This is a genomic window from Aeromonas aquatica (assembly GCF_000764655.1).
GTDB classification, from domain to species: domain Bacteria; phylum Pseudomonadota; class Gammaproteobacteria; order Enterobacterales; family Aeromonadaceae; genus Aeromonas; species Aeromonas aquatica.
Map to the genome: position 1 here is coordinate 1 of NZ_JRGL01000092.1, position 23820 is coordinate 23820.

Genomic DNA, 23820 nt, shown 5'->3' on the forward strand with positions numbered 1-23820 from the left:
CGCCGAGAGTAATGCGCGTCAGCTGCGTGGTGAAGGGGATGCCGAAGCCGCCAGGATCTATGCCGACAGCTACAAGAAAGACCCCGAGTTTTTCAGCTTCGTGCGTAGCATGGAGGCCTATCGCAAGAGCTTCGCCGGTGGCAACGACCTCATGGTCCTGAAGCCGGACAGCGAGTTCTTCCGTTACCTCAAGTCTCCTCACGGCGACAAGCAGTAACAAGCCAAGCGGTAAGAGCGAAGGGCCTGAATATTCAGGCCCTTCTTGCATGAGGACAGAGAGCCACCTGCCGAGGCGGGTGGCTTTTTTCATGGGAGGAGACAGGATGCTGACATCCATCCTTATGGGATTGGGGCTGCTGTTGCTGTTTGAAGGCTTAGGGCCGCTGCTGATGCCGAGAGCCTGGCAGCAGATGCTGCGGCTGATGAGCGATCAGCCACCCGAGTCGTTGCGCCGTATCGGTGGCTGCCTGGTGGTGGCGGGCGCCCTTATCCTCTGGGCGTTGGCTCACTGAGCGGTGTGGGTACTGTCTGGCGATAGTGCCGCTTGGTGCAGATCAAAGGCGCAGATCAAAAAAGAGGCCCTAGGGCCTCTTTTTCATGGATGCAGATGGCCCGATCAGGCGCTGCGTTGTACCGCCATCTCGGCCAGGGTGGCCAGCGCCTGCTTGTGTTCGGAGTCGGGCAGGATGGCGAGGGCGGCAATCGCCTTGTCGGCCTCTTCCCGGGCGCGCTGGCGGGAGTACTCGAGGGCACCGGTGCTGTCCAGGATGGCCAGGATCCGGTCGAGGTGGTCCATGCCGTTGCGATGCTCGATGGCATCGCGGATGAGTTGACGCTCTTCGGCTGAGCCCACCGCCATGGCCCGCAGCAGCGGCAGGGTCGGCTTGCCCTCGGCCAGATCGTCGCCGACGTTCTTGCCCATCTCATCGCTCTGGGAGCAGTAGTCCATGACGTCGTCGATGATCTGGAAGGCGGTGCCCAGATACTTGCCGTAATTCGTCATGGCCTGCTCGACGGACGCGGGCTGATGGGTCAGCACGGCGGCGAGTCGGGTGGCTGCTTCGAACAGCTTGGCGGTCTTGCAGTAGATGACCGTCATGTAGCTCTGTTCCGTGGTGTCCGGATCGTTGCAGTTCATCAGCTGCAACACTTCCCCCTCGGCGATGGTGTTGGTGGCATCCGACAGGATTTCCATCACCTTCAGGTTGGAGAGCTCGCTCATCATCTGGAAGGAGCGGCTGTAGAGGTAGTCACCGACCAGCACGCTGGCGGCATTGCCAAACAGCGCATTGGCGGTCTCTCGGCCGCGGCGCAGGTCGGATTCGTCGACAACGTCGTCGTGCAGCAGGGTGGAGGTGTGGATAAATTCGATGATGGCGGCCAGTTTCAGGTGATCTTCACCTTCATAACCCAGTGCGCGGGCGGCCATGACTGTCAGCATGGGGCGCATCCGTTTTCCGCCTGCACTGACAATGTAGAAACCCAGCTGATTGATCAGGCTGACATCGGACTGGAGTCTCGCCAGGATCAGTTCATTGACCGCCGTCATGTCGGCGGCACAGAGCGCACGGATAGTCTGTTGGTCCATAAGTCTCGTAACGTGACGGCAGCAATTACTGCGTTTTTAGCAATGGCGGGGATTCTACACGATTTCACAATGGGTTACAGTTAAGCGTTTATTCACGGCGGCGGATATGCGCACAAAGTAAACTTTTTGCTAATTTGGCCTTGCCTGAGCAGATCGATTTGCGTAGAATGCCGGCCCATTGTTATAGGTTTTTGCGCGTGTCTAGCCTTGAGCAAAAGACACGCCTTTACGGAGTTAATCAAATGTACGCGGTATTCCAAAGCGGCGGAAAACAACACCGTGTGGCCGAAGGTCAAATCGTTCGTCTGGAAAAGCTGAACGTTGAGACTGGCGCTACTATCGACTTCAACGAAGTTCTGATGGTTGCTGCAGGCGACACTTTTAAAGTAGGTGCTCCTTTCGTTGAAGGTGGCAAGGTTATTGCTGAAGTTGTGGCTCACGGCCGTGGCGAGAAAGTGACTATCGTCAAGTTCCGTCGTCGTAAGCACCATCGCAAGCAAGCTGGCCACCGTCAGTGGTTCACTGAAGTCAAAATCACTGGCATCAGCGCTTAATTCGAGAGGAATCTGAAAAATGGCACATAAGAAAGCTGGCGGTTCATCCCGCAACGGTCGCGACTCAGAAGCCAAACGCCTCGGCGTCAAGCGCTTCGGCGGCGAAACTGTACTGGCAGGCAGCATCATCGTTCGTCAGCGTGGCACCAAGTTCCACCCTGGCACCAACGTTGGCCTGGGTACCGACCACACTCTGTTCGCTACCGCGACCGGTAAAGTGTTGTTCGAAGTTAAAGGTCCGCAGAATCGTAAGTACGTCAGCATCGTTGCTGAGTAATTACGGACCGCAAGGATCCGAAGCCCCGCCAACCTGGCGGGGCTTTTGTTTTTCTGATGAGTTTGACGAAAAAACGGCACGCGGATGAGCCGGCGTAGACGGGCCCATCGGCCAGATGCGTCTCGCCCGCAGGGGTCTGTACCACTATAATTGCGTATCGGTTTTTCGAATTAAGGGTGACGGTTACCTATGAAGTTTGTTGATGAAGTCCAGATTCGAGTCGATGCCGGTGACGGTGGTAACGGTTGTGTGAGCTTCCGTCGGGAATTGTATATTCCCAACGGTGGCCCGGACGGTGGTGACGGTGGCGACGGCGGCGATGTGTACCTGCTTGCCGACGAGAACCTGAACACCCTGATCGATTACCGTTTCGAACGTTTTCACGCCGCCGAGCGTGGTGAGAATGGCAGAAGTGCCAACTGTACCGGTCGTCGCGGTAAAGATCGCGTCCTGCGTGTGCCCGTCGGTACTCGTGCCAGCGATGAAGATACCGGTGAATTGCTGGGGGATCTGACCAGCCACGGTCAGAAGCTGCTGGTCGCCAAAGGCGGCTTCCACGGCCTCGGAAACACCCGTTTCAAGAGTTCGGTCAACCGTACCCCCTATCAGAAGAGTAACGGCACGCCGGGTGAAGTGCGCACCCTGAAGCTGGAGCTGCTGTTGCTGGCGGACGTCGGCATGCTGGGTCTGCCCAATGCGGGCAAGTCCACCTTCATTCGCGCCGTATCCGCAGCCCGTCCGAAAGTGGCCGATTATCCCTTCACCACTCTGGTGCCGAACCTTGGTGTGGTGCGTGGTGAGAACTCCCGCTCCTTCGTCATCGCCGATATTCCGGGTCTGATCGAAGGCGCCGCCGAAGGGGCTGGTCTCGGCATCCGCTTCCTGAAGCACCTCGAGCGTTGCCGCGTGCTGCTCCACCTGGTGGACATCTGCCCGGTTGACGGTTCCGATCCGGCTGAGAATGCCGTGACCATAGTCCGGGAGCTGGAGAAGTACAGCCCCGAGCTGGCAGGCAAACCGCGCTGGTTGGTGTTCAACAAGATGGATCTCATCCTGGAAGAGGAAGCGGGTGAGGTGATGGATCGCGTCAAGGCCGCGCTGGCCTACGAAGGTCCCGTCTATCAGATCACCGCCATCAGCAAGGAAGGCACCAAGAAGGTCTGCTACGACATCCTGGATCTGCTGGACACCATGCCCCGTCAGCTGGAAGCCGATGCCAAGGCCGCCATCGAGAAGGTGGAGTTCAAGTGGGATGATTACCACAAGAACCAGCTGGCTCAGGCGGAAGCCGAGGCGCTGGCGGCGTCCAGAGCCTTCGATGACGCACTGGATGATGACGACGACTTCGATGACGACGATGATGATGGTGTCGAAGTCATCTACGTTCGCGACTGATAGTCCTGCCTGAGCGGTGCGGCTTTCGAGCCCATCCCTGAGAGAAACCGGAGCCTGGCAACAGGCTCCGGTTTTTTTATGGCGAATTAGTGGTTAAATCTGCCGGAAGCGCCAGCTGTGGATGGTTTCACCGCCTGGCTAGGGGATGGCAGCGTCGGCATCCTGCTCAGAAAGCAATATGCAGGCATCCATACCCCCAGTGGGAAGTGGCTGCCAGAGTCAGCCCATCCCAAACAGCCAATCAAGCCACAACACTGCTAGCCTGCCTTGTGAGCCGCCTTGCTGCCGCGCAGTTCCTCTTCATCGACCTTGTCCAGCTGCTCCGGCGCCAGGAAACGCAGGGCATAATCCCGCCAGACTCCGCTGGTGACGAACAGGTCAAACAGCGCCGGATCCAGGTGCTGTTCCTGCACCATGTGCCGCATGATGGTCAGGGATTGGGAGACCGTCTTGCCCGACTTGTAGGGGCGATCGCTCGCGGTCAGCGCCTCGAAGATGTCGGCGATGGCCATGATGCGGGCGGGAATGCTCATCTGCTCACCCAGCAGCTGGCGTGGATAGCCCTTGCCATTCATCCGCTCGTGATGGCCCCCTGCGATCTCGGGCACCTTGCGCAGGTGGCGGGGGAAGGGGAGCCGCTCCAGCATGCGGATGGTCTGGATGATGTGATCGTTGATCTTGTAGCGCTCCTCCTCGGTGAGGGTGCCACGGCCGATGGCGAGGTTGTAATGCTCCCCCCGGTTGTAGAGATGGGTGGGGACCTTGACCTTGAAGCCCCAGGGATTGTGGTCGGTCAGGTTGTCGTGGTCTGGCCGGGGGACCAGGTGCTGCGGCTTGTCGGCCAGCAGTGGCTCGAGGCAGGGCAGCGGAGCCGCCTCGCCGGGATGGCGCCTGAGCTCCTCCGGGCTGACGCCGAGGCGATCATCCAGGGTGCGCAGCCAGGTGCGGCTGGCGATGGCATCGAGCCGCGCCAGTTTTTCCGGTGCCATCCACTCGCCCCCCAGGTTGCACTCGGCGACGAAGGCGAACTCCTGATCCAGCATCTGCCAGGTCGGGGCCACGGCCTCGAGGGCTGCCTGCTGCTCGGAGGCGGGCTGCCGGGCCGCCAGCGCTTCTATATGGGCATCGCGCTTGAGCACCTCGAAGCGGGTGCGGATCTCGTGGATCCTGTCGTAGATGGTCTCCAGCTTGGTGGCCTTGTCCACCACGAACTCAGGTGTGGTGACCTTGCCGCAGTCGTGCAGCCAGCTCGCGATATGGATAGCCTCCCACTCCTCGTCGCTGAGGGTGAAGTCGCCAAAGGGGCCCTGCTGCTGGGCGCAGGCCGCCTCCGTCAGCATACGGGTCAGTTCGGGCACGCGCTGGCAGTGACCTCCGGTGTAGGGGCTCTTGGCGTCGATGGCGCCGGCGATGAGCTCGATGAAGGCCTCCAGCAACTGCTTTTGCTCCTCCAGCAGGCGCTGATTCTCGATGGCGGAGGCGGACATGCCCGCCAGCGCCTCTATGAGGCTGATACGCGATGCCAGCTCTCGTGGTGCGCAGTCCGGCAGGATCAGCAACAGGCAGCCGATCAACTCCTGGCGGTGGTTGTAGAGGGGCTCGGCCAGCAACTGGCGGGGGCCGGGGAAGGGGCCCCAGTCGGCGAGGTAGTGCGACCACTGCTCGGCATTGAGGGGCAGGCTGAGCCGCTCGGAATGATAGAGGCCGCCGAGCAGGGACTCCTGCCAGTGCACCCGCTCACAATCCAGGGGCTGCCGTTGCCAGATGGCCTGAACCGCCTTCATCTGCTTGTCCTGAGCCAGATAGAGGCAGCCGCCCTCCGCCTGGGCCGCCGCCACCGTCTCGTGCAGTATGCGGCTGAGCAGGGAATCGAAGCGGTGCTCCGCCGCCAGCGCCAGACCCATGCTCATGAAGTTGCCCAGGGTCAGCCGCATGCTGGACATGGCGCGGGCGAGATCGTCTATCTCGCGGATCGCCGAGTCCGGCCGCTCGCTCTCGCCGAAGTCGAAGTGCTGGATCCGCTCGGCCTCTTGCGTCAGTGCCAGCAAGGGGGCGGCGGTGCGCCTCGCCACCAGCCAGATGACGGGCAGCAGCAGCAGCAGGCCGGCCAGGGCCCAGGCCAGGTTGCGCAGGGCGTCGTGGCGGGCCGGTGCGGTGAGCACGTCCGCCGGCACCAGCAGGGCCAGGTAGAAGGGGGAACTCTCGTCAAGGGAGGAGAGGTTGACCAGCCAGTCGCTGCCATCCTTGGCGGCCAGGGTCAGCTCGGTCGGCGCGTGCAGCAGGGTGGGTCTGGATGCCATCTCCTGCTGCAGCTTGGCCAGTATGGGGTGCTTGAGCGCCGACAGCATGGGCAGGCGACTCAGCTGTTCGAAGCTGGGCAGCCGCTTGGGATCCGTCGCCAGCAGGGTACCGAACTCGTCGAACAGCACCAGCTGGCAGTGGCTGGGCAGGGGCAGCTCGCCGATGAGGGAGGAGAGCCCCTCCACGCCGGCATCCAGTCCTATCACCGCCCGGCGATCGTCGCTCTCCACCGCCAGCGTCATGCCCGGCTCCTTGGTGGTGAAGAAGAGATAGGGGTGGGTCACTATGATGCCCGTACCCCAGCGAGCCTCCTTGTACCAGCCGCGGTCGCGGGGATCGAATTGGTAGTCCGGCATGGGCCGCCGCTCCAGCAGCCGCAGGCGCTGGTTGAAATAGAGGAACTCTCCCCGGCCCTGACTCAGGCTCTGCACCAGCAGATAACTGGTGGGAGGAGCCTGCTCCAGCCGCTCCTTGGCCCGCTCGGTCAACTTGCGTACCAGGAAGAAGTCGCCGTTCTCGTAACCGGCATAGATGGCGCCATAGCTGGCGCTGTTGGCCAGCACCTCGGCCAGCTGGGGTAGATAGCCGAGGCGGGACTCCAGGCTGGTCATGGCGGCCAGCTGGCCACTGCGCAGCAGGCTCAGGGACATGCGGGCCGGGCGCTGGTTCAGCTTGATGGCGAGCGCCAGCTGTTCCCTGTACTGCTGGAAGTTTTGCCGTTCGTGCTCCAGCCCCTGCTGCATGCCCTGTTGAAACTGCAGCATGATGAGGGCGCCCCCCAGCACGGAGAACAGCAGTATGAAGAGGGTGGCAATGTGTACGTAAAAGGGCTTGCTGCCGAGGCTTGCTTTTGTCATGGACCTATCCTTGTCCTACGGGCGCTCCCCGCGATGATCAGCTAACAGTGTGCTCGCAAGATGACAAAAAACACAGCCATCTGGCGGGAATATCAGAGAAAAAGCAGACCCTTTCGAGGATCTTCAAGATTTAAGCTGGCGGTGGCCGGATTCGTTTCTCCGGGAGCCGGTGACCCCAGTATCTCTCCATGGGCGGGCAGCGTGATTCATTCAGATATCTCGTGCTACAGTGCCCGCTGATGAGTTGCCCGTGAATCAATGGAGTGTCCCATGTCCGCCATCCCCTATTCCGTCCTCGATCTTGTACCTGTTCCCGAAGGCTCGGTCCCCGCCGAATCATTTCGCCACTCGCTGGATCTGGCCCGTCACGCCGAGCAGTGGGGCTACCACCGCTACTGGCTGGCGGAACACCACAACATGCCGGGCATCGCCAGCGCCGCCACCTCGGTGCTCATCGGCCACTTGGCCGGTGGCACCAGCACCCTGCGGCTGGGGGCCGGCGGCATCATGTTGCCGAATCACTCGCCCCTGGTGATCGCCGAGCAGTTTGGCACCCTGGCGTCTCTCTATCCGGGCAGGATCGATCTGGGACTGGGGCGCGCCCCCGGCACCGATCAACGCACCATGCAGGCGCTGCGTCGTCAGCGCAGCGGCGAGGTGGACGACTTCCCGGCGGATGTACGGGAGCTGATACGCTACTTCGGCGACCAACCGGGCGCCGTGCAGGCGGTGCCCGGTCAGGGGCTGGAGGTGCCGGTCTGGCTGCTGGGGTCCAGTCTCTACAGCGCTCAGCTGGCCGCCGCCATGGGGTTGCCGTTCGGCTTTGCCTCCCACTTCGCGCCCGGCCTGCTGTTGCAGGCGCTGGAACTCTACCGCGCCCAGTTCCAGCCTTCCGCTCGCTGGCCGAAACCCTATGCGGTGGTCTGCATCAACGTGGTAGCCGCCGACACCGAGCGCGAGGCCCGCTTCCTGTTCACCACCCTGCAGCAGCAGTTCCTGCGGCTCTATCGTGGCGATGCGGGCAAGTTGCCGCTACCGGTGCAGGAGCTGGGGGAGGAGTGGTCGCCGCGGGAACTGATGGCGATGGAGCAAACCTTGGCGCGCTCTCTGGTGGGAGACAGGGACAGGGTCCGTCACGGTTTGCAGGCATTGCTGGCGGAAACCGGCGCCGATGAGCTGATGTTCAACGGCCCAATCGTCTCTCATGAGGCCAGGCTGCGCTCGTTCGAGATCGCCGCCGAGCTGATGCAGAGCCTCTGAATCATGGGGCGAATGAGATTTAACGTGTTGATTTAACACGACAGTCAGGTTGATGTCAGGCCTTTGTCGTGTCGCCGAGCATCCGTCCGGCCCTATGCTGGTCCTGTCCAAAATCACAAGGAGCCGATGATGATAGTCAGGAAATTGAGATTGCAGCGGGGTTGGTCACAGGAGCAGTTGGCGACCCTGTCCGGTCTGAGTGTGCGCACCATACAGCGGATCGAGCAGGGGCAGCAACCCGGACTGGAATCCCTCAAGGCCCTGGCCTCCGTCTTTGAACTCGATGTGACTCAACTGCAGGAGAGCGAGATGAAAGGCAATGAGTTAGACAGCCAGAGAAGCGTGCATGTGGCGCGGGATGAACGGGAGGCGATGAAGTTTGTCGAGGGGCTCAAGGGCTTCTATGGTCACCTCACCAGCTATGTGCTGGTGATGACGGGCCTGTTTGTCATCAACTACCTGAGCAACCCGGATTACATCTGGGCCTGGTGGCCCATGCTGGGTTGGGGATTGGGTCTGATGTCCCACGCCATCAATCTGTTCCAGCCGTTCAAGTTGTTCGGGCCGGAATGGGAGCGACGTCAGGTCGAGAAACGGCTGGGGCGCAAGCTGTAGGCCAGGAGTGCATCCATAAGAAACGGGCCCGGCATTGCCGGGCCCGTTTTATTGTCCGCCTCTCCCTTCACCTGGCACGGGTAGAACCAGATCATCATCCGTCACCAAAGGGTGAGGTTGCTTGTCCTGCACCGGCTGCCGCGACGGCTTATTTGGCGTAAGCAGGGCAGGGGGTCGCTATCATGGCGTCGTCTTCATACCGCCACAGAGTGAGGCTATTGCCCCAGACGCAACCGGTATCCAGTCCCTTGATGTCGTCCTTGCCGGTGGCGCCCATCAGCGCCGCCCAGTGGCCGAACACCAGAATGGGGTCATCCACATGGTGCTCCCGCTGCTCGAACCAGGGGCGCAGGCCAGGGGTGGACTCCGTGGGGCCCTTCTTGCACTTGAAGTCGAGTCGGCCATCGAAGTAGCAGAAGCGCATCCGGGTGAAGCTGTTGATGATGTAGCGGTAGCGCTCTATCCCCAGCAGATTTTCGTCCCAGCTATCGGGCTGGTCGCCATACATGTTGTGCAGCAGCCAGTTGTACTGATCGCCGCGCAGCAGCGTCTCCACCTCGCGGGCGCAGCTGCGTGCCGTGTGGGCATCCCAGGCCGGAGAGAGACCGGCGTGGATCATCATGATGGGCAGCTCAGGGTGCTCCGCCAGCAGGGGGCGGTGACGCAGCCACTCCAGCAGTTCGTCCCGATCCGGGGCCTCCATCAGGGCCTGCAGCTTGTCTTTCTTCTTGAGCGGTGCCACGCCGTGAGCCACCGCCAGCAGGTGCAGATCGTGGTTGCCGAGCACGCTGACGGCCCGCTGTCCCAGGGATTTGACGAAACGCAGGGTATTGAGAGAGTCCGGACCGCGGGCGACGAGATCGCCGCACAGCCAGAGGGTGTCGTTATCGAAGTCGAACTCGGCGAGATCCAGCAGGCGGCGCAAGTCGTCGTAGCAGCCCTGGATATCACCGACGAAACAGTTCGCCATGAAACCTCAGTTGATAATGTTGGGAATGGCCAGCGTGAAGGGCGCTATGGGGGCTTCAAATTGCTGCCCCGACTCATCTTGCAGGATGTAGCTGCCTTCCATCACGCCGAACGGAGTGGCGAGGGGAACGCCACTCTGGTAGCTGAAGGTCTCACCGGGAGCGATCAAGGGCTGTTCGCCGACCACGCCGGGGCCTTCCACTTCCTGCATCTTGCCATTGGCATCGGTGATGAGCCAGCGTCGATGCAGCAGCTGTACCGTCCCCGGTCCCAGATTCTCTATCTCGATGAGATAGAGAAAATGGTAAGGATCCTCGGTGCCTGCCACATAACTGGGATGGGGGCGGATCAGTATCCGGGGATGTGCCATGGGATCAGGCCTGCTGCTGATCGGCCAGCCAGTTGGCGATCAGGACGAACTGCTCGAGGGAGAGGTTCTCCGGACGCAGGCTGCCATCGATGCCAAGCTCGGTCAGCTGAGCCTCGGTGATGAAGTTGGCGAAGCTGTTGCGAATGGTCTTGCGGCGCTGGCCAAAACCTTCGGTACAGACGCGGCTCAGGCAGCGCATGTCTTTCGCGACTATGGTCGGGTTCTTGTGCGGCATCAGGCGCACCACGGCAGAATCGACCTTGGGAGCCGGTTTGAAGGCGCCTGGGCCCACTTCCAGCACCGGGATCACCTGGCAGTAGTACTGGACCATGACGCTCAGGCGACCATAGGCCTTGCTGCCAGGGCCGGCGCACATCCGCAATACCACTTCCTTTTGCAGCATGAAGTGCATGTCCTCCACCCGATCCGCGAACTCGCACAGGTGGAAGATGAGCGGGGTGGAGATGTTGTAGGGCAGGTTACCGAAGATGCGCAGCGGCCCCTTGCCTTCGCCCATCAGGGTGCCGAAGTCGAAGCGCATGGCATCGGCCTCGATCACGGTGAGCTTGTCCTTGAGGATGGGGTGCTCGCGCAGGCGCGCGGCCAGATCCCGATCCAGCTCGACGACGGTCATCTTGTCCATCTGGGAGGCGACCGGCTCGGTCAGCGCGGCCAGACCCGGACCTATCTCCACCAGATTCTGACCCGGTTGCGGGTTGATGGCGGCGACTATCTGGTCGATCACATAACGGTCGTGCAAGAAGTTCTGACCGAAACGCTTACGGGCCGTGTGACCCATGTGCACTTTATTGTTCTGCACCTTACTGCTCATATCTTTTTTTCTCTACCATCTGGATGGCGTGGTTAATCGCGGTGGTGAGGCTGCCCGGATCGGCCAGGCCCTTGCCTGCCAGATCCAGCGCGGTGCCGTGATCCACCGAAGTGCGGATGAATGGGAGTCCGAGGGTGATATTGACCGAGTTGCCAAAGCCCTTGTACTTGAGCACGGGCAGCCCCTGGTCGTGGTACATGGCGAGTACCGCATCCGCATCCTTGAGGTATTTGTCCTGGAACAGGGTGTCGGCCGGCAGCGGGCCGACCAGATCGATGCCTTCCTGGCGCAAGCCAGCCAGGGCGGGTTCGATCACCTCGATCTCTTCCCGGCCGAGGTGCCCCCCTTCCCCGGCATGGGGATTGAGGCCACAGACGTAAATCCGGGGCCTGGCGATGCCGAACTTGGCCCTGAGATCCGCATCCAGGATGCGGATCACCTTGCCGAGGCGATCTTCGGTGATGGCCATGGCCACGTAGGCGAGGGGAATATGGGTGGTCGCCAGCGCCACCCGCAAGCCTTCGGTCGCCAGCAGCATCACCACGTCGGCGGTGCCGGACTGCTGGGCGAAGAACTCGGTGTGGCCGCTGAACGAGACGCCGGCCTGATTGATGATCCCCTTGTGTACCGGCCCGGTCACCACGGCGGCAAACTCGCCGTTCATGTTGCCGTCACAGGCACGCTGCAGGGTCGCCAGCACGTAGGCGCCGTTAGCCTCATCGAGCTCACCCGGTGTCACTGGTGCGCCGAGCGGGATGGGGCAGATCGTGAGCGTCCCCGCCCGCTGGGGGCGGGCAGGGACGCTGGCGTCATAGGGTTCCAGTGCGATGGACAGCCCCAGCAGGGCCGCCCTGTCTTGCAGCAGGGCGGGATCGGCGATCACCACCAGCTGATGGGGCCAGCCCTGCTGGGCTATCTGCAGCACCAGGTCCGGGCCTATGCCCGCCGGTTCACCCGGCGTGATGGCGAGACGTTGGCAGCTCATCAGCTTATCTTCCATCAGTTCGGTTCGATCTGGATGTAGGCCTCATCGCGCAGCTCGTCCAGCCAGGCTTGGGACTCTTCGGTGAAGCGGCGGTTGAAGATCAGCTGATAGGCGCGCTGCTCCTGTGCCTTGCCGGTGGCGTCCTGACTGCGGCGGTCTTCCAACTGCACTATGTGCCAGCCGTGGCTGGTGCGGAACGGCTCGCTGATCTGGCCCGGTTGCAGACGATTGACCATGTCACGGAACTCCGGCACATAGACGCCGGGATCGGACCAGCCCAGTTCACCACCCTGCACCGCAGAGCCCGGATCCTCGGAATATTTCTCCGCCATGCTGGCGAAGCTGGCCTTGCCGCTCTTGATGTCGTGCAAGATACCGTCCAGGGTCCCCTTGGCCTTCTCCTCACTCAGGATGATGGAGGGCTTGATCAGGATGTGGCGGGCCTTGACCTCGGTCTGCATGACTTGCTGCTGACCCTTGGTGTCGAAGACCTTGATGATGTGCAGACCGGCGCCGGAACGCAGCGGGCCGACGATGTCACCCTTGCTGGCGCCTTGCACCGCCTCCGCCATCAGGGTTGGCATCTCCTGCGGGCTCATCCAGCCCCAGTCTCCCCCTTCCAGAGCCTTGGGACCATTACTCTCGGCGATGGCCAGCTTGCGGAAATCGGCGCCATCCTTCAGGGCGGCCAGGATGCGTTCGATCTTGGCCTTGGCGGCATTGAGCTGCTCGGCGTTCGGATTGTCCGGCAGGGCAACCTGAATGTGGCCGACGTGGTATTCGGTCTGCTGCTGACCCTGCTTGCCCAGCGCCTCGACCACCTGCTTCACCTCCTGCTCGGAGATGTTGATGCGGCGGCGAACCTGGCTGCGACGCACCTCGTTCATCAGGATCTCGCGGCGGACCTCTTCCCGGTACTGGGCATAGGTCAGGCCTTCACGCTCCAGCTGGGCACGCAGCTGCTCCAGGGTCATCTTGTTGTCGGCGGCGATACTCTGGATAGCCTGTTCCAGCTGGGTGTCGCTGATCTTCAGGCCCTGGCGATCCGCCAGCTGCAATTGCAGGCTCTCCTGGATCAGGCGATCCAGCGCCTGCTTGCGCAGGGTGACGTCATCGGGCAGAGATTGTCCGCTCTCCCGAGCGGAGGCCTTCACCTTCTGTACCAGCGCTTCCTGCTGGCTGACCAGCACCACGTCCTTGTTGACCACGGCAAGCACCTTGTCCATCAGCTCGGGGGCGGCGAAGGCACCCTGGCTCATGACTCCTAACAGGCCTGCGGTCAGCAGGGAAATCAACGTCTTCTTCATATCCATCTCTCAAGGCGTTCGCCAGACCCGTTATTGGTCTCGCAGGTTAAACGGACGAATGTAAGGCAGGGCTTCGGTATCCAGAGACGTCCCCTTTGGACCCGTCCCCACGCTACCCAATCCTTTCATTTCAAATTGAATGCCCAGGCTGCGCTCTGCGCTGGGCTGGTAATTGACGTTATCCGGGTCGTTGACCCACTCCATGTTGAAGTTGATGCTCCAGCAGCAGGAGTCATATTTCAGGCCCACCTTGCGGTCAACCTTGACCCCTTGATCCAGCTCGTAATAGTAACCGCCATAGAGGTGCCACTGATCGTTGAGCGGGGTGGTCAGCAACATGCCGATCTGGTTGAGATCGGTGACCTGGCCTTTGTTGTTCAGGTCGTAGTTGGCGTCCCGGATGAAGCGGTAGTTCAACTGGCTGATCAGCTTCTCGTGGCGGTATTCCAGGGCGCTGTTGGCCGAGCTGATACGGTTCTGCTCCATGTCATATTGCGCGCCCGCATGGGCGAACCACTGTTCGTTGATCTTGGCATCCCCCTCGAACGAGAGCGGGGAGCGGGTGTTGTTGGTCAGCTCGTCGTTGGGGTAGAGGGTGACTCTGGGGGCGACGAAGTCGAATGCTTGGGCAACGGCCAGCCGAATTCGTTCATCCCCGGCCGGATCATAGACGCGACTGGTGAGGCCGAGGGTCAGGCGGTTGGAGTCGCTGATGCGGTCGAGACCGGCATAACGCTGATCGCTGAACAGGCTGTAGTAGTCCTGACGCATGGTGGTGGAGTCATAGATCCCGATGTTGTCCTGATCCTTGTAGGGCACATAGAGGTACTGGAACTCCGGCTCCAGGGTCTGGTTGGCCCCCTCGCCGAACCACTGTTGCTGGCGATCGAAGGTGAGACCACCCTTGAGGCGGAACGACGGCAGCACCCGGGTGACGTTCTCATCGAGCTCGGTCAAGCCCCGGTCACGGTAGTAGGCGGTGAGCTTGCTGGCATCCGGCACGTCCTGATTGTACTGGGTGTACATCAGCTTGTACTGGCTATCGAGGTAGTAAGCCGCAGAGGTCACGATCGGCACCGTCAGGGTGGGCGCGCTGTGCAGACGGGTGCCGGTGTAGACCTCGCCTATGGTGGATTCGTCGTTGTCGTAGCCGAACTTGGTCAGTTCGCTGTTCCAGGCGAGATCGTACCAACTGCCCTGATGATAGTAGTTGTGGTCGATGCGCGGCAGCATGGAGTGGGGCTGTTGGGCGCCGGCCAGCAGGATCTGGTAGGTACGCACCTCGGTCTTGAGGTTCCAGTTCTGCTGGAAGTAGCCGGCCGTCAGGGATTGCTGCAACTGGTTGTCGACCTGGGTGCCCACCTTGGGGTCGAAGTCGTTGAAGTAGTTGAAGTCATTGTCCCGCACCTTGGTGTAGTCCAACGATACCTGCAGCGCGTTGTCCATGAACAGAGAGGTATGGCGGGCATTGATCAGGTAGCGGTGGCCATCGGCCAGATAGTCTTTGAGACTGGCCGTCTCGTCGTACTGCTTGTCATCCGCCAGGTTCTCGAAGTAAAGGCTGCCGACGTGGGCCGGATCCGGCATGTAGCGGAACTCGACCTGGTTCATCAGGCCGCGTCTGTCCATGAAGCGGGGAGTGATGGTGGCGTCGTAGTTCGGGGCTATGTTCCAGTAAAATGGCTGGGTGATCTCCATGCCATTGTCGGAGCTTTGCTTGTAGTAGGGATAGAGCAGGCCCGTCTTGCGCTCATCCTTGATCGGGAAGTTGATATAAGGGGTGTAGAACACCGGGTAATCGTAGAGCCAGAGGGTGGCGTTATAAGCTTCCCCGAACACCTCGGCCTGATCGATGTCGATGCTGCCTGCCTTCAGGGTCCAGGCCTCCTGGCCCGGTGGGCAGGTGGTGTACTGAGCCCCTTCCAGGGTGATGTTCTGGTTGTTGTTGGTCATGGTCACCTTCTCGGCGAAGCCGCGCACCGGTGAGCCGTGAACCTGGTACTTGCCCTCTTCCAGCTCGGAATCCTTGGTATCTAGGTTGGATTTGAGGGTCTTGTCGCTGGTGACAGTAATCTGGCCATCGTTGTAATAGATGTTGCCGATGGCGATGACATCCCGGCTCTGCTGATCGACCTGAGCGTAGTCGGAGTCGAATTTGCGCACCCCCTGACGAACCTTGACGTCACCCTCATAGACGGCGGTCTCACCCTGCTTGGCCTCGAGGCGATCCGCATCGACCTCGACGGGCAGCGCGTTGGCGTCCTGATCCGCTTTGGGTTTTTCTACCTTGGGGACATAGTCATAGCAGAGACTGTCCAGGATCCCGGTAGCCGGTGGCGCGTTGAATGGCGCGGCCTGGACCGTGATCGGACTCAAGGCTGGGACAAGGCTGATGGTCAGGGCGATGGGAGCAGAGGCTCCCAGTGTCCATTTTGTCATGTGAAAGGCTCGCGCAATCCGTGGTAAAAACGGTTGATTCAGGGCATGCATTTTATGTCAGGATCCATCGAGTTGACATTGCATGTCATTGCTTTATGTTAGCCGGCAATGATAAAGCATTATTGCGGCCAGGGCTAACAGCCAAGTGCTGCTTTCCAATTTGGTCCCTGACTCATGCACGATCGCGATTCCCTGTTACAGCAATGGGCGCGCCGGATCTCCGGTGATGCCAACCTTCAATTGACCCTGATCTCCGGTGACGCCAGTTTTCGCCGCTACTTCCGTGGCGGTGGTCTGGTGTGGGTGGATGCTAATCCGAAAACCGAAAAAAATCATGAATTTGTTCGTAATGCCGCGGCGCTGAATGCCATGGGGCTGCTGGCACCCGAGGTCAGGGCCGTGGACTATGAACAGGGCCTGCTGGCGGTGACGGATCTCGGCGATACCCAGCTGATAAGCTGCCTGGACGCGCACAACGTGCTGGCCTGGTATGGCAAGGCCATCGCACTGTTGCCGAGGCTGGGGGCAGTTGCGCTGACGCTCGAGCCGTTCGATGCCACTTTCATGGCCCGTGAAGATGCCATCTTCCCCGAGTGGTTGCTGGGCCATCACCTGCAACTTGCCCTGAACGAGGCCGAGCAACAGTTGCTGGACGACACCTTCGCTTGCCTCACCGCCAACAACCTGGCTCAGCCCCAGGGCGTGATGCACCGTGACTTCCACAGCCGCAACCTGATGGTGTGCGGTGGTGATACGCCCGACAGCAGCGAGCTTGCCATCATCGATTTCCAGGACATGGTCATAGGACCTTTGAGCTATGACCTGGTCTCGCTGCTCAAGGATTGCTACGTGCGCTGGCCGGATGAGGTGATCGAGCAGGGCATGCGCCAGGGTTATGACATCCTGAGCCAGGCCAGGCTGCTCGGCGGGCTCGATTATGCCAGTTTCCGCCGTCACGCCGATCTCACCGGCATGCAGCGTCATCTGAAGGCGGCGGGGCTCTTCACCCGACTCTACCATCGGGATGGCAAGTCAGGTTACCTCAAGGATATCCCCCGTACCCTGAGCTATGTGGTGGATGTGTGTCGCCTGCACGGGGAGGAATACCCTGTGTTGTCTCGTTTCGGTGTCTGGTTGGAGCAGAATATTCTGCCAGCTCTGGCGCGGGTGGGAGAGTCGGCATGAAGGCGATGATCCTGGCGGCCGGGCGCGGCGAGCGGATGCGCCCGCTGACCGATCTGCTGCCCAAGCCGCTGCTGGCGGTGGGCGGCAAGCCGCTCATCGTGCACCATATCGAGAAGCTCGCGGCGGCCGGGGTGACCGAACTGGTCATCAACCACGCCTGGCTTGGCCACAAGCTGGTGGAGGCGCTCGGTGACGGCAGCCGGTTCGGCGTCAGCATCCAGTGGTCGGCGGAGGAGAGCGCCCTCGAGACCGGCGGTGGCATAGTGCAGGCGCTGCCGCTGCTGGGGGACGCGCCTTTCCTGGTGATCAACGGCGATACCTGGATTGACATGGACTATGGCGTCTTGATGCAGCAACCACTGGGGGACGATCTGGCCCGCCTCTGGCTGGTGCCCAACCCGCCCCAGCACCCGCAGGGGGATTTTGCCCTGCAGGCCGGACGGGTGCTGGATGTGCCAGCCCAGGCCCTCGACGGCGAGACCGAACACCCTGGCCTCGCCGTCTTTACCTTTAGCGGTGTCGGCATCTATCATCCCGCCGCCTTTGCCTACTTGTCGCCCGGGGCGCGCAAACTGGCGCCCCTGCTGCGCGACTGGATGGCGCAAGGCCGGGTCGGTGGTACCTTGCTGGCCGGCGAATGGCGGGACATCGGCACCGTCGATCGGTTGCGCGAGCTGGACGATCAGTTGCAAGGACGTACTCATTAATTTCACGAGGTCTTGAACCATGCGTATTTGGGGTAAGGTGCTTGGCGCCTTCTTCGGTTTTCTGCTCGGCAACATCTTCGGTGCCCTGCTCGGCCTCTGGATAGGCCATCGTTTCGATCGGGGCATGGGCATGTCCTTCCGGCGTGCGCCCACCCAGCAACAACAGGCTGTCTTCTTCCACGCCACCTTCGCCGTCATGGGCCACATCGCCAAGGCGAGCGGCCAGGTCACCGAGCAGGAGATCCGGGTCGCCTCCAACCTGATGGACAGGATGCACCTCTCCGGCGCGCAGCGGGTGCGGGCCCAGGAGTCGTTCCGCCAGGGCAAGGAGAGCGGCTTCCCGCTGCGTGAGACCCTGGCCGAGTTTCGCCGCGCGAGCCTGGGCCAGCGCGATATCTTGCGTTTCTTCCTGGAAGTCCAGCTGCAGGCCGCCTTCGCCGATGGCAGGGTCGAGGCCGATGAGCGCGCCATCCTGCAGACCATCGCCGATGAGCTGGGGATCAGCCGCATCGAGCTGGCTCGGATCCTGGCCATGGCCGAGGCCCAGATGAACTTCTTCCATCGCCAGCAGCAGGGCGGTGGTCAGCAGCAATACCGGCAGGAGGCCCCCTCGGCGGATCGCCTCAAGGATGCCTATCAACTGCTCGGGGTGAGCGAGAGTGACAGCGATCAGGACATCAAGCGTGCCTATCGCAAGGAGATGAGCAAGCACCACCCCGACAAGCTGGCCGCCAAGGGCCTGCCGCCGGAGATGATGGAGATGGCCAAGGAGAAGACCCAGGAGATCCAGCAGGCCTGGGAGTGGATCCGCGAGGCGCGCGGCATCCGCTGAGCCTCAGATTGCCGTGGAACATCCATAAAAAATGCCCGTCGATGACGGGCATTTTTGTGTGCGAAAGTCAGGCTTAGTGGCTGTCGACCCAGACGAACTTGAGCACGAACAGCAGGGCGACCACCAGTACGCAGGGGTTGATCTCGCGCCAGCGGCCGGTGCCCGCCTTCATCACGCAGTAGGAGATGAAACCCACGGCGATCCCCTCGGTGATGGAGAAGCTGAACGGCATCATGACAGCGGTCATGAAGGCCGGCACCGCCTCGGTCAAGTCTTCCCACTTCACCTTGGTCAGCTCGGAGCACATCAGCACGCCCACGTAGATGAGGGCGCCGGCGGCGGCATAGGCCGGCACCATGGCGGCGACGGGGGAGAAGAAGATCGCCAGCAGGAACAAGACGCCGACGACGATGGCGGTCAGGCCGGTGCGACCACCGACCGCGACGCCCGAGCTGCTCTCGATATAGGCGGTGACTGAGGAGGTGCCCATGAAGGCGCCACCCACCGAGCTGATGCTGTCGACCACCAGCGCCTGCTTCATGCGCGGGAAGCGGCCTTGGTCATCCGCCAGCTTGGCGCGGGTGGTGACCCCGATCAGGGTGCCTGAGGAGTCGAACAGGTTGACCAGCATGAAGGAGAAGATGATCCCCGCGAGACTGATATCCAGCGACCCCATCAAGTCCAGCTGACCGAATACAGGCGTGATGCTCGGCGGCATGGAGATGAAGCCCTTGAAGGTCACGTCCCCAAACAGCCAGCCCAGTGTGGTGGTGACGACTATGGCGATCAGCACGGCGGAGTGCACGCCGCGGGCGGAGAAGATGCAGATCAGGAAGAAACCGAGGAAGCCCAGCAGGCAGGGCAGGGAGGTGAGGTTGCCCACCGTCACCATGGTGGCCGGGCTCGCGACGACTATGCCGGCATTGTGCAGGCCGAGCAGGGCGATGAGCAGGCCGATGCCGGCGGTGATGCCAACCCGCAGGGTGAGCGGGATGTTGGCGATCAGCCAATAGCGTACCCGCAACAGGGTGAGGATCAGCAGCCCCAGGGCACCCCAGAAGATGGTGCCCATGCCGACCTGCCAGGAGTAGCCCATGCCGGCTACGACCACGAAGGCGAAGAAGGCGTTCAGGCCCATGGCGGGGGCCAGGGCGATGGGCAGGTTGGCCAGCAACCCCATCAAAATGCTGCCGATGCCGGCGATGAGGCAGGTGGTGACGAACACGGCCTGGGTGTCCATGCCCGCAGCAGAGAGGATCTGCGGATTGACGAACACGATGTAGACCATGGTCAGGAAGGTGGTGATGCCGGCGATGACCTCGGTGCGGGCCGTGGTGCCGTGGCCTTTCAGGGCAAACAGACGCTCGAGCAATCCTTGCCCGGCGGCCTGGCTGGCAGCTTGATGTGGTTGATTCATGTTGGATTCCAATGGGTGACGTGAAATAAGCAGCAGGCGAACGGCCAATCCCATCCATGCGGGGTAAATGGCCCTGTGTCTGGTGACCAAATGACCAGACTCGTCCTGATACCGTGACAGCGCGCACATTTTTACACAGGCGGCGGCGTTTACAAACCCCGGATCTGCGAAGCGGATCAATGAATAGAGCAAAAATTCAAACGTTTGCTATCGAGGCGGGAAAAACGAGCCTCGATAGGGGCTTTTTATCAGGGAGATGACCTCAGAGAGTCTTGAAGTAACGCTCGACCAGCTGGGCCAGCACGGCATCGCTGCGCTCCTGCAATGGGGCGAGCGTCAGCCCCATGCGTTGCAATAGCAGGTTGGCCTGCTCCTCGCTCAGCTTGCGCCCCTCGATGAGAAACTCCTGCTCCGGCAACAGCTTGTCATGGCGCGGGATCAGCACCCAGTTCACCCGCTCCGGCTCCATGGTGGCAAAGATCCGGCTGGCGGCGGCGCAGAAGGTCTCGATATGGCGCTTGCCATCCGGCCCGAGGCAGCCGGGTTCGATCCGGATCTGGATGGTGAGTTTCTTCGCACTGCCTGTGGTGTGGACCATGATGGATATCGGTTGGGAAGGACCGGGAGATTGTATGCCAAAAGGCAATAAAAAGGGGAGCCTCTGCTCCCCTTGTCCGTACATGCAGTGACTCGCCTTACTTGGCGATGCGCTTGTACTTGGCACGGTGCGGCTGGACGGCATCGGCACCATAGGTCTTCTTCTTCCACTCTTCGTATTCGGTGAAGTTGCCTTCGAAGAAGGCGATCTTGCCCTCGTCCTGGTAGTCCAGGATGTGGGTGGCGATGCGGTCGAGGAACCAGCGATCGTGGGAGATGACCATGGCGCAACCCGGGAACTCCAGCAGGGCGTTCTCGAGGGCGCGCAGGGTTTCGATGTCCAGATCGTTGGTCGGTTCATCGAGCAGCAGCACGTTGCCGCCGGTTTGCAGCAGTTTGGCCAGATGCAGGCGGCCTCGCTCACCACCGGACAGCTCACCGACTCGCTTCTGCTGATCGGCGCCCTTGAAGTTGAAGCGGCCGATGTAAGCGCGACTCGGGAACTCGTAGGTGCCGATGCGCAGGATATCCTGGCCGTCGGCGACTTCTTCGAACACCGTCTTCTTGTCGTTCATGCTGTCGCGGAACTGATCCACCGAGGCCAGCACCACGGTATCACCGAGGGTGATGGCACCGGAATCCGGCTGCTCTTGACCGGACATCATGCGGAACAGGGTGGATTTACCGGCCCCGTTAGGTCCTATGATGCCGACGATGGCCCCCTTCGGAATGGAGAAGGAGAGATCGTCGATCAGCTGCCTGTCACCGTAGGACTTGCAGAGGTTTGCCACCTCCAGCACCTTGTCGCCGAGGCGGGGTCCGGGCGGAATGAACAGCTCGTTGGTCTCGTTGCGCTTCTGGTAGTCGTTGGTGTTGAGCTCCTCGAAGCGCGCCATACGAGCTTTGGATTTGGCCTGACGGCCCTTCGGATTCTGACGAACCCACTCCAGCTCTTTCTCGATGGACTTGCGACGGGCGGCTTCGGAGCTGGCTTCTTGAGCCAGACGCGCATCTTTCTGCTCCAGCCAGGAGGAGTAGTTGCCTTCCCAGGGGATACCCTCGCCGCGGTCCAGCTCCAGGATCCAACCCGCCACGTTGTCGAGGAAGTAGCGATCGTGAGTGATGGCCACCACAGTGCCCTCGTAATCGTGCAGGAAGCGCTCGAGCCAGGCCACGGATTCTGCATCCAAGTGGTTGGTCGGCTCGTCCAGCAGCAGCATGTCCGGCTTTTCCAGCAGCAGGCGGCACAGGGCCACGCGGCGGCGCTCACCACCGGAGAGATGCTTGATCTGGGCATCCCAGGCCGGCAGACGCAGGGCATCGGCCGCGCGCTCCAGCTGGTTTTCCATGTTATGGCCGCCCTGGGCGGCGATGATGGCTTCCAGCTCACCCTGTTCGCGGGCCAGCTTGTCAAAATCCGCATCCGGTTCGGCGTAGAGGGCATAGACCTCATCCAGCCGTGCCATGGCGCGCTTGACGTCGCCGACCGCCTCTTCGACCGCTTCACGCACTGTCTGCTCCGGATCCAGCTTCGGCTCCTGGGGCAGGTAGCCGATCTTGATGCCGGGTTGCGGGCGGGCTTCCCCTTCGATGTCGGTGTCGATCCCGGCCATGATGCGCAGCAGGGTGGATTTGCCGGCTCCGTTCAGGCCCAATACGCCTATCTTGGCGCCCGGGAAGAAGGAGAGGGAGATGTTCTTGAGAATATGACGCTTGGGCGGCACTACCTTGCCGACCCGGTTCATGGTGTAAATAAATTGAGCCATTGGCTAATTCTCTTTAATTTACAGGTTGTTATTGTGTTGCTGTGAAATCTTGGGGCTGTATTGGGGCCAAATCTGAAAAGCTGGCCCCAAGCCTGCCCCAAACCCTGTCCGCTTCGTCGCGGTCTTGTTCGGGGATCCATTTGCCATAGACTGTTCGCACCATGGTGCTGTCCTCGTGCCCAAGGTAAGACGCAACCCATTCAGGGTTTGCGCCAGCGGTCAGCATCCAGCAAGCAAATGTATGGCGCATATGGTATTGGGTTCGGCGGCGAATGCCAGCCCTCTTTATCAACCTGTCCCATTTGTCGCCCAAGGTGAAGGCCGTGTAGCAGATGCTGAGCCCGGGTGTCTTGCTGGTTACATCGGGGCTGAACACGAACGTGACCTTTTCATCTACCTGCCGGCGGTCCCGCAGCGTCTTTTTGATGTAGTGGGATTGGCGCATGGCTGTCATTGGCCGCATGCGTCTGAGTGCCTCAATTGCCGGTGGGAGGAGCACAATCGTGCGCTCATGACCTGTCTTCGGCACCTTGAAGTTGCGGGCCTGGGTGATGTTTCGGCGTATCTGCAATTCCCCGCGCTCCAGGTCAACATCCTCCCATGCCAGGGAGCAGAGCTCCCCAGTGCGCATGCCTGTCCAGCAGGCGAGCTGGACCCACATTGCGTCCATGTCGTGCCTGGCAGACTCCTGCAAGCGACGAAACTCATCTTGATCAAATGGGTCTGGTTTATCCCGGATCACTTCCACCTTGGTCAGCACTGAAGAAAGGTCCTGATGGGTGTAGCCGTTCTGCTTGGCGAAGTTGAACAGCCCAGCGGCGACCATCATGTAGTAGTTGACCGATCTCGGAGCCAAGGGCTTGCTGGTTCTGTTACGCGGCTCGGTCATCAGGTACCGACGCCATTGCTGCAGGTCTTCGGTCCGGAAGGTGCTGACGACCCGGGTGTGGTCCAGGTCAGATGCCATCATCCCCAGGATTGAGCGATATCGGCCACGGGCGTTATCGCCTATGTCCACATCCTTGATCTTCAGGTAGTGCTCTACCAGGTCGCCCAGAGAGATGTCCCGGCTGGCGGTCGTGCCGGCGAACCGGTGGGCGTTCTTGCTGTCTGGGAAGTGCTTGGCGTAGTCGAAGACACCGATGGCGATTTCATGCAGGATGGCCTCCCGCTTGCGGGAGGCGTGCTTGATGTTGGATTTGGTGGCCGGCATGTTGAGCGTTTCCCGGCATCGCTTACCGTGGAATCGGAAGTCGATGCGCAGGCTCTTGCCGTGCAGTTCGACACCTGGTGTTACCGCAACGATGTCGATCAGTTCTTGGTTCCGGTCAGCCAATCCTCATATCTCCGCCAGTGATAGACATACTTCCCATCCGGGGCCAATTTGTAGTGGACCCCCTCAATAAGCTGGCCCTTCTTCCGCTTCTCGCTGATGGCCTTCTCAGTGTACCCGAACATCTCCCCCAAAACCCTAGGCAGAACCCAGCTGGGGCGTTCCATCACAACCACTTTCTGATGCATATTCCTGTCTCCTTTACGCCTCACGGCGAGAAGAGCGGCCCCATGG

22 protein-coding genes and 1 pseudogene are annotated in these 23820 nt (G+C 61.1%); 10 read left to right on the forward strand and 13 right to left on the reverse strand.

The window, feature by feature from the left end; all coding sequences use genetic code 11:
- Positions 1-217, forward strand: a pseudogene (locus LG30_RS0109790) (protease modulator HflC); the annotation flags it as partial.
- Between the two features lie 106 nt (positions 218-323).
- Positions 324-512 carry a DUF2065 domain-containing protein gene (locus LG30_RS0109795; RefSeq protein WP_033130526.1) on the forward strand — a complete coding sequence of 63 codons (189 nt, stop codon included), beginning with the start codon at positions 324-326 and terminating at the stop codon, positions 510-512.
- 104 nt (positions 513-616) lie between these two features.
- Here LG30_RS0109795 and ispB read toward each other — a convergent pair whose 3' ends face one another.
- Positions 617-1588: an octaprenyl diphosphate synthase gene (gene ispB / locus LG30_RS0109800; protein ID WP_033130527.1), complete on the reverse strand. Its 972-nt coding sequence runs from the start codon at positions 1586-1588 to the stop codon at positions 617-619.
- 242 nt (positions 1589-1830) lie between these two features.
- On the opposite strand from ispB, the gene rplU reads away from it, so the two are divergent.
- The 3 genes from rplU (at position 1831) to cgtA (ending at position 3814) form a co-directional block, all read left to right on the forward strand.
- The gene (gene rplU, locus LG30_RS0109805; RefSeq protein ID WP_033130528.1) at positions 1831-2142 is read left to right on the forward strand and encodes a 50S ribosomal protein L21; all 312 of its coding nucleotides are present in this window, start codon (positions 1831-1833) and stop codon (positions 2140-2142) included.
- 19 nt (positions 2143-2161) lie between these two features.
- Positions 2162-2419 (forward strand): 50S ribosomal protein L27, encoded by a 258-nt coding sequence (gene rpmA / locus LG30_RS0109810; protein ID WP_005911261.1) that lies wholly within the window; start codon positions 2162-2164, stop codon positions 2417-2419.
- A 189-nt stretch (positions 2420-2608) separates the two neighbouring features.
- Complete coding sequence (cgtA, locus tag LG30_RS0109815; RefSeq protein WP_033130529.1) at positions 2609-3814, forward strand: Obg family GTPase CgtA; 1206 nt, start codon at positions 2609-2611, stop codon at positions 3812-3814.
- Positions 3815-4071: 257 nt separating this feature from the next.
- Here the strand turns inward: cgtA and LG30_RS0109820 are convergent, their stop codons facing one another.
- Complete coding sequence (locus LG30_RS0109820) at positions 4072-6972, reverse strand: HD domain-containing phosphohydrolase (RefSeq protein ID WP_033130530.1); 2901 nt, start codon at positions 6970-6972, stop codon at positions 4072-4074.
- A gap of 270 nt (positions 6973-7242) precedes the next feature.
- Here LG30_RS0109820 and LG30_RS0109825 point away from each other — a divergent pair, with 270 nt between their 5' ends.
- Both LG30_RS0109825 and LG30_RS0109830 read left to right on the forward strand, forming a co-directional pair.
- The gene (locus LG30_RS0109825) at positions 7243-8232 is read left to right on the forward strand and encodes a luciferase-like monooxygenase (RefSeq protein WP_033130531.1); all 990 of its coding nucleotides are present in this window, start codon (positions 7243-7245) and stop codon (positions 8230-8232) included.
- 129 nt (positions 8233-8361) lie between these two features.
- Entirely contained in the window at positions 8362-8847 is a 486-nt protein-coding gene (locus tag LG30_RS0109830) for a 2TM domain-containing protein (RefSeq protein ID WP_033130532.1), read from the forward strand.
- A gap of 148 nt (positions 8848-8995) precedes the next feature.
- On the opposite strand, the gene LG30_RS0109835 is transcribed toward LG30_RS0109830, so the two are convergent.
- The 6 genes from LG30_RS0109835 to lptD are packed head-to-tail and all read right to left on the reverse strand — an operon-like array spanning position 8996 to position 15749.
- Positions 8996-9817 (reverse strand): symmetrical bis(5'-nucleosyl)-tetraphosphatase, encoded by an 822-nt coding sequence (locus LG30_RS0109835; protein WP_033130533.1) that lies wholly within the window; start codon positions 9815-9817, stop codon positions 8996-8998.
- 6 nt (positions 9818-9823) lie between these two features.
- A complete protein-coding gene (gene apaG, locus LG30_RS0109840; protein WP_033130534.1) occupies positions 9824-10186 on the reverse strand; it encodes a Co2+/Mg2+ efflux protein ApaG in 363 nt (120 codons plus the stop codon).
- 4 nt (positions 10187-10190) lie between these two features.
- Positions 10191-11018 carry a 16S rRNA (adenine(1518)-N(6)/adenine(1519)-N(6))-dimethyltransferase RsmA gene (rsmA, locus tag LG30_RS0109845; RefSeq protein ID WP_033130535.1) on the reverse strand — a complete coding sequence of 276 codons (828 nt, stop codon included), beginning with the start codon at positions 11016-11018 and terminating at the stop codon, positions 10191-10193.
- Positions 11008-12003 carry a 4-hydroxythreonine-4-phosphate dehydrogenase PdxA gene (gene pdxA, locus LG30_RS0109850; protein WP_033130644.1) on the reverse strand — a complete coding sequence of 332 codons (996 nt, stop codon included), beginning with the start codon at positions 12001-12003 and terminating at the stop codon, positions 11008-11010. The genes rsmA and pdxA overlap by 11 nt, the downstream gene beginning before the upstream one ends.
- Before the next feature lie 14 nt (positions 12004-12017).
- Positions 12018-13310: a peptidylprolyl isomerase SurA gene (surA, locus tag LG30_RS0109855; RefSeq protein WP_033130536.1), complete on the reverse strand. Its 1293-nt coding sequence runs from the start codon at positions 13308-13310 to the stop codon at positions 12018-12020.
- A 30-nt stretch (positions 13311-13340) separates the two neighbouring features.
- The gene (gene lptD, locus LG30_RS0109860; protein WP_033130537.1) at positions 13341-15749 is read right to left on the reverse strand and encodes an LPS assembly protein LptD; all 2409 of its coding nucleotides are present in this window, start codon (positions 15747-15749) and stop codon (positions 13341-13343) included.
- 174 nt (positions 15750-15923) lie between these two features.
- Between lptD and LG30_RS0109865 the strand changes: the two genes are divergently transcribed.
- The 3 genes from LG30_RS0109865 to djlA are packed head-to-tail and all read left to right on the forward strand — an operon-like array spanning position 15924 to position 18473.
- On the forward strand, positions 15924-16934 hold the full coding sequence (locus tag LG30_RS0109865; RefSeq protein WP_033130538.1) for an aminoglycoside phosphotransferase family protein: 1011 nt from the start codon (positions 15924-15926) through the stop codon (positions 16932-16934).
- Positions 16931-17641: an N-acetylmuramate alpha-1-phosphate uridylyltransferase MurU gene (gene murU / locus LG30_RS0109870; RefSeq protein WP_033130539.1), complete on the forward strand. Its 711-nt coding sequence runs from the start codon at positions 16931-16933 to the stop codon at positions 17639-17641. Before LG30_RS0109865 ends, murU begins: the two co-directional genes overlap by 4 nt.
- Before the next feature lie 19 nt (positions 17642-17660).
- Positions 17661-18473 carry a co-chaperone DjlA gene (djlA, locus tag LG30_RS0109875; protein WP_033130540.1) on the forward strand — a complete coding sequence of 271 codons (813 nt, stop codon included), beginning with the start codon at positions 17661-17663 and terminating at the stop codon, positions 18471-18473.
- A 73-nt stretch (positions 18474-18546) separates the two neighbouring features.
- Here the strand turns inward: djlA and LG30_RS0109880 are convergent, their stop codons facing one another.
- The 5 genes from LG30_RS0109880 to xisR all read right to left on the reverse strand — a co-directional run bounded on the left by LG30_RS0109880 (position 18547) and on the right by xisR (position 23774).
- A complete protein-coding gene (locus LG30_RS0109880; RefSeq protein WP_033130541.1) occupies positions 18547-19890 on the reverse strand; it encodes an NCS2 family permease in 1344 nt (447 codons plus the stop codon).
- A gap of 262 nt (positions 19891-20152) precedes the next feature.
- The gene (locus tag LG30_RS0109885; RefSeq protein WP_033130542.1) at positions 20153-20488 is read right to left on the reverse strand and encodes a hypothetical protein; all 336 of its coding nucleotides are present in this window, start codon (positions 20486-20488) and stop codon (positions 20153-20155) included.
- Positions 20489-20585: 97 nt separating this feature from the next.
- Positions 20586-22253: an energy-dependent translational throttle protein EttA gene (gene ettA / locus LG30_RS0109890; protein WP_033130543.1), complete on the reverse strand. Its 1668-nt coding sequence runs from the start codon at positions 22251-22253 to the stop codon at positions 20586-20588.
- 28 nt (positions 22254-22281) lie between these two features.
- Complete coding sequence (locus tag LG30_RS0109895) at positions 22282-23589, reverse strand: site-specific integrase (protein ID WP_052100967.1); 1308 nt, start codon at positions 23587-23589, stop codon at positions 22282-22284.
- A complete protein-coding gene (gene xisR, locus LG30_RS0109900; RefSeq protein WP_033130544.1) occupies positions 23565-23774 on the reverse strand; it encodes an excisionase family protein in 210 nt (69 codons plus the stop codon). The genes LG30_RS0109895 and xisR overlap by 25 nt, the downstream gene beginning before the upstream one ends.
- Positions 23775-23820 lie beyond the last annotated feature (46 nt).

What these genes read in the sequence shown, in the direction of transcription:
- LG30_RS0109795 (WP_033130526.1), top strand. Translation starts at nt 324, where the DNA reads ATGCTGACATCCATCCTTATGGGATTGGGGCTGCTGTTGCTGTTTGAA.
- ispB (WP_033130527.1), bottom strand. Translation starts at nt 1,588, where the DNA reads ATGGACCAACAGACTATCCGTGCGCTCTGTGCCGCCGACATGACGGCG.
- rplU (WP_033130528.1), top strand. Translation starts at nt 1,831, where the DNA reads ATGTACGCGGTATTCCAAAGCGGCGGAAAACAACACCGTGTGGCCGAA.
- rpmA (WP_005911261.1), top strand. Translation starts at nt 2,162, where the DNA reads ATGGCACATAAGAAAGCTGGCGGTTCATCCCGCAACGGTCGCGACTCA.
- cgtA (WP_033130529.1), top strand. Translation starts at nt 2,609, where the DNA reads ATGAAGTTTGTTGATGAAGTCCAGATTCGAGTCGATGCCGGTGACGGT.
- LG30_RS0109820 (WP_033130530.1), bottom strand. Translation starts at nt 6,972, where the DNA reads ATGACAAAAGCAAGCCTCGGCAGCAAGCCCTTTTACGTACACATTGCC.
- LG30_RS0109825 (WP_033130531.1), top strand. Translation starts at nt 7,243, where the DNA reads ATGTCCGCCATCCCCTATTCCGTCCTCGATCTTGTACCTGTTCCCGAA.
- LG30_RS0109830 (WP_033130532.1), top strand. Translation starts at nt 8,362, where the DNA reads ATGATAGTCAGGAAATTGAGATTGCAGCGGGGTTGGTCACAGGAGCAG.
- LG30_RS0109835 (WP_033130533.1), bottom strand. Translation starts at nt 9,817, where the DNA reads ATGGCGAACTGTTTCGTCGGTGATATCCAGGGCTGCTACGACGACTTG.
- apaG (WP_033130534.1), bottom strand. Translation starts at nt 10,186, where the DNA reads ATGGCACATCCCCGGATACTGATCCGCCCCCATCCCAGTTATGTGGCA.
- rsmA (WP_033130535.1), bottom strand. Translation starts at nt 11,018, where the DNA reads ATGAGCAGTAAGGTGCAGAACAATAAAGTGCACATGGGTCACACGGCC.
- pdxA (WP_033130644.1), bottom strand. Translation starts at nt 12,003, where the DNA reads ATGAGCTGCCAACGTCTCGCCATCACGCCGGGTGAACCGGCGGGCATA.
- surA (WP_033130536.1), bottom strand. Translation starts at nt 13,310, where the DNA reads ATGAAGAAGACGTTGATTTCCCTGCTGACCGCAGGCCTGTTAGGAGTC.
- lptD (WP_033130537.1), bottom strand. Translation starts at nt 15,749, where the DNA reads ATGACAAAATGGACACTGGGAGCCTCTGCTCCCATCGCCCTGACCATC.
- LG30_RS0109865 (WP_033130538.1), top strand. Translation starts at nt 15,924, where the DNA reads ATGCACGATCGCGATTCCCTGTTACAGCAATGGGCGCGCCGGATCTCC.
- murU (WP_033130539.1), top strand. Translation starts at nt 16,931, where the DNA reads ATGAAGGCGATGATCCTGGCGGCCGGGCGCGGCGAGCGGATGCGCCCG.
- djlA (WP_033130540.1), top strand. Translation starts at nt 17,661, where the DNA reads ATGCGTATTTGGGGTAAGGTGCTTGGCGCCTTCTTCGGTTTTCTGCTC.
- LG30_RS0109880 (WP_033130541.1), bottom strand. Translation starts at nt 19,890, where the DNA reads ATGAATCAACCACATCAAGCTGCCAGCCAGGCCGCCGGGCAAGGATTG.
- LG30_RS0109885 (WP_033130542.1), bottom strand. Translation starts at nt 20,488, where the DNA reads ATGGTCCACACCACAGGCAGTGCGAAGAAACTCACCATCCAGATCCGG.
- ettA (WP_033130543.1), bottom strand. Translation starts at nt 22,253, where the DNA reads ATGGCTCAATTTATTTACACCATGAACCGGGTCGGCAAGGTAGTGCCG.
- xisR (WP_033130544.1), bottom strand. Translation starts at nt 23,774, where the DNA reads ATGCATCAGAAAGTGGTTGTGATGGAACGCCCCAGCTGGGTTCTGCCT.